The 12,244-nt window shown below is 72.2% G+C and carries 12 protein-coding genes; 5 read left to right on the top strand and 7 right to left on the bottom strand.

Annotation, left to right across the window (positions count from 1 at the left end; genetic code table 11):
- Positions 1-71: 71 nt before the first annotated feature.
- On the bottom strand, positions 72-1,154 hold the full coding sequence (locus FS532_RS00560) for an NADH:flavin oxidoreductase/NADH oxidase (RefSeq protein ID WP_144749419.1): 1,083 nt from the start codon (positions 1,152-1,154) through the stop codon (positions 72-74).
- A complete protein-coding gene (locus tag FS532_RS00565; protein ID WP_144749421.1) occupies positions 1,151-1,795 on the bottom strand; it encodes an HAD family hydrolase in 645 nt (214 codons plus the stop codon). Before FS532_RS00565 ends, FS532_RS00560 begins: the two co-directional genes overlap by 4 nt.
- A gap of 24 nt (positions 1,796-1,819) precedes the next feature.
- Here FS532_RS00565 and FS532_RS00570 point away from each other — a divergent pair, with 24 nt between their 5' ends.
- Positions 1,820-2,680: an ADP-dependent NAD(P)H-hydrate dehydratase gene (locus FS532_RS00570; protein WP_144749423.1), complete on the top strand. Its 861-nt coding sequence runs from the start codon at positions 1,820-1,822 to the stop codon at positions 2,678-2,680.
- A 229-nt stretch (positions 2,681-2,909) separates the two neighbouring features.
- Here FS532_RS00570 and FS532_RS00575 read toward each other — a convergent pair whose 3' ends face one another.
- A complete protein-coding gene (locus FS532_RS00575; RefSeq protein WP_186321851.1) occupies positions 2,910-3,620 on the bottom strand; it encodes a YceI family protein in 711 nt (236 codons plus the stop codon).
- Between the two features lie 97 nt (positions 3,621-3,717).
- Here FS532_RS00575 and FS532_RS00580 point away from each other — a divergent pair, with 97 nt between their 5' ends.
- The 4 genes from FS532_RS00580 to FS532_RS00595 all read left to right on the top strand — a co-directional run bounded on the left by FS532_RS00580 (position 3,718) and on the right by FS532_RS00595 (position 7,125).
- Entirely contained in the window at positions 3,718-4,974 is a 1,257-nt protein-coding gene (locus tag FS532_RS00580) for a glycosyltransferase 87 family protein (protein WP_186321852.1), read from the top strand.
- The gene (locus FS532_RS00585) at positions 4,971-5,279 is read left to right on the top strand and encodes a thiamine-binding protein (protein ID WP_128780034.1); all 309 of its coding nucleotides are present in this window, start codon (positions 4,971-4,973) and stop codon (positions 5,277-5,279) included. The genes FS532_RS00580 and FS532_RS00585 overlap by 4 nt, the downstream gene beginning before the upstream one ends.
- 118 nt (positions 5,280-5,397) lie before the next feature.
- Positions 5,398-5,577 (top strand): hypothetical protein, encoded by a 180-nt coding sequence (locus tag FS532_RS00590; RefSeq protein WP_144749427.1) that lies wholly within the window; start codon positions 5,398-5,400, stop codon positions 5,575-5,577.
- Between the two features lie 282 nt (positions 5,578-5,859).
- Positions 5,860-7,125 (top strand): MFS transporter, encoded by a 1,266-nt coding sequence (locus tag FS532_RS00595; RefSeq protein WP_144749429.1) that lies wholly within the window; start codon positions 5,860-5,862, stop codon positions 7,123-7,125.
- 177 nt (positions 7,126-7,302) lie between these two features.
- Here the strand turns inward: FS532_RS00595 and FS532_RS00600 are convergent, their stop codons facing one another.
- From FS532_RS00600 to metX, 4 genes are all read right to left on the bottom strand, one after another.
- Positions 7,303-7,974 (bottom strand): response regulator, encoded by a 672-nt coding sequence (locus FS532_RS00600; RefSeq protein ID WP_079236281.1) that lies wholly within the window; start codon positions 7,972-7,974, stop codon positions 7,303-7,305.
- Between the two features lie 115 nt (positions 7,975-8,089).
- Positions 8,090-9,418 carry a cytochrome d ubiquinol oxidase subunit II gene (locus FS532_RS00605; RefSeq protein WP_144749431.1) on the bottom strand — a complete coding sequence of 443 codons (1,329 nt, stop codon included), beginning with the start codon at positions 9,416-9,418 and terminating at the stop codon, positions 8,090-8,092.
- A complete protein-coding gene (locus FS532_RS00610; RefSeq protein WP_144749433.1) occupies positions 9,415-10,572 on the bottom strand; it encodes an ATP-binding protein in 1,158 nt (385 codons plus the stop codon). The genes FS532_RS00605 and FS532_RS00610 overlap by 4 nt, the downstream gene beginning before the upstream one ends.
- 169 nt (positions 10,573-10,741) lie before the next feature.
- A complete protein-coding gene (gene metX / locus FS532_RS00615; RefSeq protein ID WP_144749435.1) occupies positions 10,742-11,941 on the bottom strand; it encodes a homoserine O-acetyltransferase MetX in 1,200 nt (399 codons plus the stop codon).
- Positions 11,942-12,244: the final 303 nt, after the last annotated feature.

A 12,244-nucleotide genomic window follows, 5' to 3' on the forward strand; every position in this document is an offset into this window, starting at 1 on the left:
GCGGCGGGCCGCCCCCCCGGGCCGCCCCCGGTGCGGCCGGGGGGGGCCCGACCCGCCTTGCTCGGGTCGGCCTACGCCGTGACGCGCGCGCGGTGGTACTGCTGCGGCTCGTAGTCCACGGTCACGCCGAGCTCGACGGCGGCGCGGAGCGGGAACGCCGGGTCGCGGAGGAACTCCCGTCCGACCATCACGACGTCCGCCTGCCCGGTGGCGACGATCTGCTCGGCCTGGAACGCCTCCGAGATCATCCCGACCGCGATCGTGCCGATGCCGGCGTCGCGCTTGATCGCCGCGGCGTGCGGGACCTGGTAGCCGGGCCCGACCGGGATCGGGGCGCTGGCCGCGTTGCCGCCTGTCGAGACGTCCGCGAGGTCGGCACCGTGCTCGGCGGCCCAGCGTGCGACCTGCGTGGTCTCCTCGAGCGTCAGCCCGCCCTCGACCCAGTCGGTGGCGGAGAACCTGACGACGACCGGGAAGCCCTCGCCGACCTCGGCGCGGACGGCGTCCAGTACCTCGAGCAGGGCGCGGGCGCGGTTCTCGAGCGAGCCGCCGTACGAGTCGGTCCGGTGGTTGCTCAGCGGCGAGAGGAACTGGTGCAGCAGGTACCCGTGGGCGGCGTGCAGCTCGACGAGGTCGAACCCGGCCTCGACCGAGCGGCGTGCGGCGGCGGCGAAGGCCAGGGCCACGACGCGGATGTCCTCGGTGGCGAGCTCGCGCGGCTCGGCGTACCCGTCGAAGGCGACCGCCGAGGGCGCCACGGTGTTCCAGCCGCCCTGGTCCGCCGGGACGGAGCCGTGCGTCGACTCCCACGGTCGGAACGTCGACGCCTTGCGGCCGGCGTGGGCGAGCTGGACGCCGGCGGCGGCACCCTGCGAGTGGATGAAGTCGACGATCGGACGGAAGGCGTCGCGCTGCTCGTCGTTCCACAGCCCGAGGTCCTGCGGGCTGATCCGACCCTCGGGCACCACGCCGGTGGCCTCGACCACGACCGCGCCGGCACCGCCCTTGGCGAACCCGCCGAGGTGCACGAGGTGCCACGGCGTCGGCACGCCGTCCTGCGCCTCGACCGAGTACTGGCACATCGGGGAGACCCAGATGCGGTTGCGGACGGTCAGGTCGCGGATGGTGATCGGTTCGAACAGGGCGTGCGTCACGCGGACTCCTTCTCGGCGGTCGCGCCGCTGTCGGCGAGTCCCTGGAGGAACGCGCGCAGCCCGGCGGGCGACGTGTAGTGGTGGCCGACCGCCCCGATCGCTTCCGCACCGGCGGCGTTCTCGGCCCTGTTGTCGACGAACACCATCTGCGCCGCGTCGATTCCCAGGCGCGCACACGTGTCGCGGTAGATCGAGGCGTCGGGCTTCAGGACGTGCTCCTCGGCGCTCACCACCACGGTCTCGAACAGCGAGCCCATCGGGGACCGACGGTACGGGTCGCCGAAGTCGAACCCGGCGTTCGACAGCAGGGCGACCCGGGTGCCGGCGTCGTGCAGTTCCTCGACGATGGCGAGGGTCTCCGGCTCGACCTCGAACCAGCCCGTGAAGTCGATCGCCCAGAAGCGGTGGATGTCGGTGGTGCTCCACGTCCGGCCGGTGCGAGCGGCGATCGCCCGCCAGTAGTCGAGGACGGACAGGTCGCCGCGGTCCAGGTCGTGCCGGAGCTCCTGGTAGACGGGGAACAGCTCGTCCGCCGGCACCCCGGTCGCTGCGACGAGGGCGTCCCGCGAGGCGTGCGGTGTCCGGCTGATCACCTCGCCGTAGTCGAAGACCACCACGCGACCAGGCAGGAACAGGCTCATGCGCTCCACCGTAACGTGGCGTTCGTGAACGACTTCGTCCCCTTCGCCCCGACCGACGCCGCCGCCTGGACCACCGCCCCGCACGGCGACTCGACGAAGTACCGACGCGGGGTGCTCGGCGTCGCCACCGGCTCCGACCAGTACCCGGGTGCCGCTGTCATGGGCGTCGACGCCGCGGTGCACACCGGTGTCGGCATGGTCCGGTACGTCGGCCCGTCGCGGGCGTCCGACCACGTGCTCGCACGGCGTCCCGAAGTCGTCGCCGGGATCGGGCGGGTGCAGGCCTGGCTCGTCGGCTCGGGGATCTCGGCGTCGTCGCTCGGCGACCTGGACGACACGACCGCCTCGGGCTTCACGCACGCCTCGGACGACGGTGTCCCGGTCGTCGTGGACGCCGGTGCGATCCCGCTCGTCGAACTCGGACCGCTGGCGGTGCTGACGCCGCACGCGGGGGAGCTCGCCGGCGTCCTGCGCGAGTCGCGGGAGTCGATCGAGAAGGACCCGGCAGCGGCCGCACTCCGAGCCGCGGCGCAGACCGGGAGCGTCGTGCTCCTGAAGGGGTCCGCCACGCACGTGGCGACGCCGGACGGATCGGTGCGGCTGGTGGCCTCGTCGGCGACGCCGTGGCTCGCGGCCGCGGGGGCCGGTGACGTCCTCGGCGGGGTGCTCGGGGCGCTCGTGGCGGCTCGGCAGGGTGCCGCGGAGGCGTCCGGGTCGTCGTTGTCGCTGTCGGACCTGGCGCACCTGGCCGCTTCGGCCGCGGTGGTGCACGGGATCGCGGCGCGGCGGGCGTCCGGCGGCGGGCCGTTCACGATGGCGGCGCTGATCGAGCAGCTGCCGGGCGTGGTGCGGGACCTCGTCGTCGAGGGTGACGCGCGGGGGTAGGCGCGGGTGCGGGCCCGGCGCGGCCGACTCGGGACGACAAGTCCGACGTCGTACGACAGCGCGGAAGTCGTTCGTTGCGGACGCAAGAGTCGTGCGCGCGCGGCTGCGACAAGTCCGACGTCGCACGACAGCGCGCATGTCGCCTCGTAAGACGCGACCGGATGCCGGACTGGAGGCGCGGTGCGGGCTGGCACCGCGCCTCCAGTCCGGTGGACGGGAACGCCCGGCGTCAGCTCCCGGGGGTGGCGTGCACGAGGAACTCGACGGCACCGGCGTCGTCGACCTTCACGAAGCCGAGGCTCGGGGCCTGCACGCCGTAGTCGGAGAACGTGATCGGGATCGAGCCGGAGATGTCGACGCCGTCCCCGTTCAGGCCGACCTCGAGCGTCGCGGTGACCGCCTTCGTCACGCCGTGCAGGGTGAGGTTGCCGGACGCCTCGACCTTCGTCGTGCCGGAGCCGCTCGGCACCGCGTCCGCGACCGGCTCGGTGAGCTCGAACGTCGCGGTGGGGAACGCCGACGTGTCCATCGCCGAGTCGCGGAAGTACGAGTCGCGCTGGTTCGAGTCCGTGGCGAGGTCCGCGACCTGCACGGTGATGGTCGCCTTCGTGATCGAGGTCCCGTCGACGGTCGCGCTGCCGGTGACGCTGTCGGTGCGACCGGTCACGGTGACGTCCGAGCCGTTGAGGACCTCGTGGACGCGGTAGCCGGCCTCGGAGTCCCCGCCGACGGTCCACTCGCCGGACAGGTCCGAGTCGTCGATCGTCGACGGCGCACGACTCGCGGCGACGGACGGCGTTGCCGAGGCCTTCGCGTTCTCGCTGCTCGTGTAGAGGTTCGTGCCGACGATCGCCGCGACGACGCCGATGACGACGACGGCGGCGATGACGGATATCCAGATGACGGCCTTGCGGCGCTTGCGCGGGGTGTCGGTGGTCACGAGCAGAACGGTGACACGTCATGCTCGGGAAGCGCTGTGTCTTCCCAGTGCTTGTCTTCCGAGCGGCTCGCGTGTGTGCTGCCGCTACGCTCGTCCGGTGCAGAGGACGCGGTGGCTCGAGGTGGTCGGCTTCGCCGTGGCGTTCGTGGCCGTGCACGCGGTGCTCTGGTGGCTGACGTCGATCTCGGCGAACCTGCCGCTCGGCGACGTCACCATCACCTACCGGCGGTGGATCGAGACCGGGCACGCGTCCCACTTCTGGGTCGGCATCGACGAGGACTGGGTGTACCCGATCCTCGCGATTGTGCCGATGGCCGCCGCGGCGCTCGGCGGCGTCGCGTCGATCGGCACCGGCTGGCTCGTCCTGATGATCGTGCTGGACGCGGTCGCGTGCGGGTTCCTCTGGCGGTTCCGGGGCCTCGGCGTGCGCGTCGTGTGGTGGTGGCTGGCGTTCCTGCTCGCCCTCGGACCGATCGGGCTCGGGCGCATCGACACCGTCGCCACCGTGCTCGCCCTGATCGGCGTGGCCTTCGTCGCGACGCGGCCTGCGGTCGCCTCGGCGCTGTTCACCGCCGGAGCCTGGACGAAGGTGTGGCCCGCGGCGCTCGTCGGGGTGCTCCTGCTGCTCCGGCGCGGGCACCGACGCGGGGTCCTCGCCGGTGCGCTCGTGCTCACGGCGCTCATCGTCCTCGTCGACGTCCTGTACGGGGGAGCGGCGCACCTGCTGTCGTTCGTCGGGCAGCAGACCGGGCGTGCCCTGCAGATCGAGGCGCCCCTCGCGACGCCGTTCATGTGGGCGGCGGCCTTCGGGGTGCCCGGGGCCGCGGTCTACTACAACCAGGAGATCCTGACGTTCGAGGTCTCCGGCGCCGGGACGCACGCAGCCGCTGCGGTGTCCACGCCCCTGATGGCCGCGGTCGTCGTGGCCGGGGTCGTGCTCGCGCTGTGGGCCGTCCGCCGCGGTGCCCACCGCGCCGAGGCCGCGCCGCTGCTCGCACTGCTGTTCGTCGCAGCGCTCGTCGCCACCAACAAGGTGGGGTCGCCGCAGTACATCGGGTGGTTCGCCGTGCCGATCGTGTGGGGGCTCGTCGCCGGCCGTCCGAGCGCCCGGCGCTTCCTGCCGGTCGCGGTGGCCGCGATCCCGATGGCCCTGCTCACCCAGGTCATCTACCCCGGGTTCTACGACCAGGTGCTCACCGTGCAACCGTGGATCCTCGTCGTGCTGACGCTCCGGAACGCCCTCGAGGTCGGCGTGCTCGTGTGGAGCGTCGTCGCGATCGTCCGGCTGGGACTCGGGGCGGCGCGCCCGGCGGCTGGGCGTGCGGTCGTCACCCCGGGCAGGATGGACGCATGATCGTCGCGTTCTCCGTCGCCCCGTCCGGTGGTCCTGCCGCAACCTCGGACGGCTCCGTCCATGACGCCGTCGCCGCGGCCGTGCGGGTCGTGCGCGAGAGCGGCCTGCCGAACCGCACCTCGTCGATGTTCACCGAGGTCGAGGGGGAGTGGGACGAGGTCATGGACGTCGTCAAGCGCGCCACCGAGGCCGTCGGCGCGTACGGCACCCGGGTGTCGCTCGTGCTGAAGGCCGACATCCGCCCCGGTCACACCGGTGAGATCGACGGCAAGCTCGAGCGGCTCGAGGCGGCGCTCGGCGAATGACCGTCGTGCTTGCGCTGAGGCGACACGCCGGGCGCCTCCCACGGATGTCGGTGGTCGGGTGTGTCCTGTCGGTGTCGGACGCGAGTGGCGTCCACACGACGACGACGAGGAGCGCGTGATGATGCACGACGGCTGGTGCCCCGACTGCGACCTGCGAACGGTCGTCATCGACACGGACGAAGCAGGGAAACACGCTTGGGCGAGCTGCACCGAGTGCGGCGCCGGCTGGGTCCACCGTGACGAGCTCCCCGGGCTCGTCGCCGCCGCTCCTGCGCAGGTCGAGCGTCGCGCCGCCTGACACGGGTCGAATCGATTCGTCCGCCGGACTTCCGTTGGGGGTTTGGAGCGGTCTACACTGCTGAGACCGGACGCTCGCAGCGCCCGGTCGTCCCCGTTCGCCGCTGAACCAGGACCGCCCTCCACCTGGTCGGGTCGCGGCGCAGGCTGCTCCGGCCCCGTCGTCCCGAGACCATCGGATCGGAGGCCCGGTGCGGCGACCACGCGCACCGACGTTCCCAGCCGACTCACGCGAGTCGACGTCCGGAACCCGTCCCGCTCCTCCCGTCCCGAAACAGGCACCATGTCCCAGCTCACGCCTGCGCGCCGCGCACTCGCGCTCATCGCCCTCGCCCTCGGCGGGTTCGCCATCGGTTCGACCGAGTTCGTCGCGATGGGCCTCCTGCCGAACATCGCCCAGGCGCTCCTGCCGCACCAGTACGGCATCGACCCGGACGCCGGGATCGCCCACGCCGGCTGGCTCGTCAGCGCGTACGCCCTCGGCGTCGTCGTGGGTGCGCCCACGATCGCGGCGATGTCGGCGAAGTTCCCGCGCAAGGGCCTGATCCTCGTGCTGCTCGTCGGGTTCGTCCTGGCGACGGTGGCGAGCGCAGTCCTGCCGTCGTTCGGCCTGGTGCTCGTGGCCCGCTTCGTCGCGGGGCTGCCGCACGGCGCGTACTTCGGCATCGCGTCGATCGTGGCTGGCGACATCATGGGCCCGGGCAAGCGCGGCAAGGGCATCGCGATGGTGCTGCTCGGCCTGTCCGTCGCGAACGTCGTGGGCGTGCCGTCGATCACCTGGGTCGGACAGGTCGCCAGCTGGCGGATCGCGTACGGCGTCGTCGCCGTGCTGTTCGCGCTGACCTTCCTCGCGGTGTGGGCCTTCGTACCGCGCAGCGCCCGGGACGAGCACGCGACGATCGGCCGGGAGCTCCGCGCCTTCCGCGTGCCGCAGGTCTGGATGGTCATGGGCCTCGGCGCGGTCGGCTTCGGCGGGTTCTTCGCCGTCTACTCGTACATCTCGCCGCTCGTGCAGAACGTCACCGGGCTGTCGGAGTCGTTCGTGCCGCTCGTCCTCGTGGTCGTCGGCATCGGCATGGTCATCGGCGGGATCCTCGGTGGCCACCTCGCCGACCACAGCGTCAAGCGCACGATCTACGTCGGCATGTTCGCGCTGATCGGGGCCCTCCTCGTCACCGTGCTCACCGCGCAGTGGGTGTGGGGCATCTTCCTCGGAGCGTTCCTGCTCGGGGCGACGTCGTCCGCGATCCCGCCGGCGGTGCAGTCCCGCCTGATGGACGTCGCCGGTGACGCGCGCACCATCGCGGCGGCGCTCAACCACTCAGCGTTCAACATCGGCAACTCGATCGGTGCGGCCCTCGGTGGCGCGGTCATCGCGGCCGGGTTCGGGTTCAAGGCCCCGGGGTGGCTCGGCATCGTGCTGGCGCTGCTCGGAGTCCTGATGACGATGGTCAGCTACGGTGCCGAACGCCGCAGCACCCGCCGTGCGGCCCTGCGTTCGCCGTCGCCGTCCACCGGCCCGATCACCGCGCCGATCCCGCTGGTCTGACGCGCGCGCAGCGCGCGGCGTCGCGTGGGGCGCGACCACCCACCGGCCTGGAGGCACGCGTCCGCCCCGCACCGCGCCTCCAGGCCGTCACGTGGTGCGGCAGACCGCATCCAGTGAGCAGAAATCGTCGGGTCTCTTTTCGGGACCCGACGATTTCTGCTCAGTCGAACGAGCGCACTACAGGCCCAGCGGGCTGCCGTCCTGGACGATGATGCCGTCGGTGATCGCACGCTTCCGGAGCGCCACCTTCGTGCCGACGTCGAAGCCGGCGACGCGGTACTTCTCGCGGATGCGCTTGAGGTAGCTCTTCGCGGTCTCCTCGGAGATGCCGAGCTGGTACGCGACGCTCTTCACGGGCTCGCCGCCGCCGTACAGGGCCATGACGCGACGCTCCTGGGCGCTGAGCTTCGGCACGCCGCCGACGTCACCGCTGTTGATCGCCAGGTCGAGTTCTGCCGACACGTACTGCTCGCCACGCTGGGCGGCACGGATCGCCTCGACGATCATGTCCGCGTCCTCGCTCTTCACGAGGTAGCCGAGGGCGCCGGATGCCAGGGCCTCGCGGACGACGTTCGGCTCGGAGTACGTGCTCATGACGACGGTCTTCACGCCGGCGGTCTTGAGCGTCGAGATCTTCAGCGAGACCGGGATGGAGTCCTTGAGGTCCAGGTCGAGCAGCACCACGTCCACCGGGAACGCCGGGCTGGTGAGCAGCTCGGGCCAGGTCGTGACAGCGGCGACGAGCGTGATGTCGTCGGCGGCGCTGCGGATCCACTCGGTGAGCGCGCCGAGGAGCATCCTGTGGTCGTCGACGAGCGCGAGTCGGATCGGTTCCTCTGGAGTCGCCATGGTGGCGTCCTTTCTCGGGGGCGGTCGTGGCCGATCCTAGGGGGACGGGCCACGTGACACGGGCAGGCTGGTCAGGGTGTCCGGCAGTTCGGGCCCAGCCGGTTCCGTGCGACGACTACATCGACGGATGTCGGTTCACGACGCAGTGCGCGACGACGTGGAGTGCTCCGTCACGGACGGAGTCGGTGTAGGGGCCGATCCGCTGGAGCGCGCTCCAGGCGGTCGGACCGAGTCGGCGGCGGGGGACGCCGCGGGACTCGAAGACGATCGGGACGTCCATGGTCTCGTCGGTGACGGGGTGCCCGTCCGAGCCGACCGGGCCGAGGGTGACCGAGACGACGGGCGACCCGGCCTGGGAGCTGCGGCCCTCGGCGACGCCGACCATCTGCCAGAGCGCCTGCAGCAGACCGTCGCGCTGTGCGGGGGAGAGGTGGCCGGCGAGCGACTGCGGATCGGCGACGCTGACGGACCGGCCGAGGTTGTCCGACTCGGTGATGGCGTGGTACAGCCAGGTCTCGCGACGGCCCTCGATGAGGTGCAGACGGAGCTCGGTCGCGAGCGAGGACGCGACCGAGGCCGAGGCGTCCGACAGTGGCAGGGGGTCGCTGCCGTTGGCGACAGCGTCGAGGAGCTTCTCGGCGGCGAGGTCGAGGCGGGCGAGCTCGTCCGAGGCGAGCATGCCGACGGCGAACTGCGGTGCCTGCACGTTGCTCTGCGTCAGGACGCGGTCGAGTTCCCGCTGCACGAGCTGCCGGAACCGGTGCACGACGAAGATCGCGATCGACGGCGGCACCGTGACCAGTGCGAGCGTGGAGACCAGGGCGGGCATCGTGTCGCTCGTGATCGGGGTCGAGGCGATCGCCATCCCGACGAACGCCAGGCCGAGGACGGCGATGGCGGCAGCGACCTCGCGGGCGGGCCGCAGTGTCGCCACCGGGAGCAGGGCGAACCCGGCCGCGACCGAGGCGGAGGCGGTGTGTGCGAGGTCGTGTTCGGGCCAGATGCCGACGAAGTCGAGTGTGACCACGCAGGCGAGGACGACGCAGATGAGGACGAACGCGAGGCCGGTGAGGCGCTCCCCGTACGTGAGGAGGCTCAGCCCGACCCCCACGGCCGCGACGAGGTACAACGCCCAGGCCGCTGCGGGCAACCACGGGTCGGTGAACTCGGTCCAGCGGATGAGGAAGAAGACGATGCCGGCGACGGCCTCGATCCCGGTGAGCACCGCCGCGCCGAGACCGAGGTACCCGGCGCCGAGCGAGGCACCGGGCTTCGCGGCCTGCCGCAGCGACCGCGCACCGGTGGAGGTGGAGGGGAGGCCGCGCGCCTGCCGACGCTCGCTTCCCCGGTAGCGCTCACGGGCCTCCCGTCGGGTCCGCGGGGCGGGCTGCACGGTCTCGCCGGGGAGGCCGTGGCTGATGGTGTCCTCGGGGATGCGGGTCATCGCGGCGCCTCCAGCACGACGGTCGTGCCGGAGCCCGGCGCGGAGAAGAGCTTCGCGTCGCCGCCGACCTCGCGGAGCCGGTTCACGACGCTCTCCTTGAAACCGAGACGCTCGGCGCTGACGTGGGTGAGGTCGAAGCCGACACCGGAGTCGGTGACCATCGCCCGGACCATCTCGTTGTCGTGCACGATCGTGACGTGCGCCTCGCCGACCCCGGCGTGACGACGGACGTTCTCGAGGCACTCACCCAGGGCGAGCAGGAACGCGTCGAGCACGTGGGACGGCAGCAGCACCTGCCCGGTGCCGTGCCAGCTGACCTCGAGGCCCATGCGGCCGAAGCGCTGCTTGACGGACTCGAGGGTCTGCCCGAGGGGGGACTCCTCTTCGCGGGTGAGCGAGTAGTCGCCGGACTGCTGTGGCTGCGGCGTCGCACCGAGGCGGAGGTGGCGGAGGAGTCGGGCGTCCTCGGCGGCCTGTTCGCGCATCGCCTGCTCGGAGACACCGACCCCGGAGTGCGCCAGGAGCGTCAGGGTCGCGAGCACGGTGTCGTGCAGGAGCCGGGCGCCCTGGCGTCGCTGGGCCTCGGTCTCGCTGGCCTGGCGTTCGGCGCGGTGCGCGGTGCCGATGCTGTAGATGCGGCGTGCCACCCTCGGGATGGCGCGGGAGATCCAGATGGTGACGACCGCGATGAGGACCCAGCCGAGCAGAGCACCGGTGACGGGCGCGGCGAGGATGCTGCCGCTGGCCCAGACGATCCCGACGACGACGGCGGCACCGGCCGCGATGGTGAGGCCGAGTCCGACGGGCTGGCCGCGCTGCGCCATGAGCGGGGCGGAGATGCTGCCGGCCGCGAGGGGCACCACGGCGCTCGCGATGACCGGACGGACCGTGTCGTCGACGCCGAAGAACAGGAGCGCGAGTGCGCCGAGCCCGGACGCGAGGATGAGCGCCGTCCACCACACCGACCCGTTCCACCCGAAGACGAGGAAGCCGCCGACCATGATGGCGATGCAGGCCAGGGCGCCGAGCAGGGGGATGATCGGCACCGCGAGGGCGCTGACGATGCCGATGACCGACACCAGGGCGCAGACGATGCCCACGACACGGGTCGTCGACCGCAGCAAGCGGTCGCGTTCCTGTGCGATGAAGTCCATCGGTGTCCTGGTTGGTGACGTGGTGTGAGGGAAAACCGAGCCTCGGTCAGCCCGGGCACCACGCCATCATTCCACGCGCGACACCCGTTGGGGGGTGTTCGGCGCGCCTGGTCGTGTCGGATGGTGTCGGGATCGTTATTGCACGCGTTATGTGAATGGGTGAGGGTCCTCAGTCCAACAGGCGACGCAGGTGTGCACCGACGGCCTCGTGCTCGATCAGGAACCCGTCGTGCCCGAACTCGCTCTCGATCACCGCGGCACGGTCGCCGTCGAGCGTGTCCGGGACGCCCGCCGCGATCCGGTGCTGGTCCTCGATCGGGAACAGCCGGTCGCTCGAGACACCGACGACGAGCGTCCGCGCCGTGATCTGCGCGAGGGCAGCCGACACCCCGCCGCGGCCGGCCCCGACGTCGTGCGAGTCCATGGCGTGGGAGAGCGTCACGTACGTGGAGGCGTCGAAGCGCCGGGTGAACTTGTTGCCGTGGAAGTCGAGGTAGCTCTCCACCGAGAAGCGCCCGTCGTCGCCGAGCGGGGAGACGTCGCTCTGCCACGACCGGGCGAACCGGCCGTTGAGCTCGTCCGAGGCGCGGTACGTCATCAGGGCCATCCGCCGTGCGAGGGCGAGTCCGCGGTGGGGTCCCTCGCCGGCATCGGCCTCGTAGTAGTCGCCACCGGCGAACGCGGGGTCCATCTGGATCGCCGCGCGCTGGAGCGAGTTCGCCGCGATCTGGTCCGCCGTGGTCTGCGCCGTCGAGGCGAGCACCGCCAACCGCTGCACCCGTGACGGGTGTGCGACGGCGAACTCGAGAGCGTGCATGCCGCCCATCGAGCCGCCGACGACCGCCGCGAACGTGTCGATGCCGAGCCGGTCGGCGAGCTGCGCCTGCACGGCAACCTGGTCGCGCACGGTCACGAACGGGAACCGCGACCCCCACTCGAGACCGTCCGGGGACACCGAGGACGGACCGGTCGTGCCCTGGCAGCCGCCGAGCATGTTCGGTGCGATCACGAACCAGCGGTCGGTGTCGATCGCGCGGCCCGGGCCGACGACGTCGCCCCACCAGCCGGCGGTCCGGTGGCCCGGCCCCGGGAGCCCGGCGACGTGCGAGTCGCCCGTCAGCGCGTGGAAGACCAGGACGGCGTTGTCACGCTCCGGCGACAGGGTGCCCCAGGTCTCGTACGCGACCCGGACCGCGGGGATCCGGCCGCCGCGCACCCACTGCTCGCCGAGGGCCTCGAAGTGCCGCGCACCGGGGTGGTCGCCCGGGCGCCACGCACCCGTCACGGGAGGCTTCCCGAGCGTGCCGAGTTCGGTGCCGGGCACGAGGGTGGACGGCACGGAGTCCTCGGGTGTCGTCTGCCAGTCCATCGGGTCCAGTCTGCCGGGAGGCGCGGCTCGCGGCCGCCGTGTTACGTCACGCCCGGCGCGTCGCGGCTCCACGGCACGTGGTCGGGTCGGGTCGGCGGGCGGGCGGGCGGGTGCGGCGAGCGGGTGCGGCGGTCGACGTGGTGCGACAACGTCGACGTCGTACGACAGCGGTCTTGTCGCAACCGCGCTCGCGCAAGAGTTGCATGCGCGCAGGAACGACGAAACCGCTGTCGTGCGACAGCGGTTTCGTCGTTCGGAGTCGGCAGGCGGCCAACGGCAGGCGGCCGGCGGCCGGCGTGCGCC

It is taken from the genome of Curtobacterium pusillum, from assembly GCF_007673235.1.
Lineage (GTDB): Bacteria > Actinomycetota > Actinomycetes > Actinomycetales > Microbacteriaceae > Curtobacterium > Curtobacterium pusillum_C.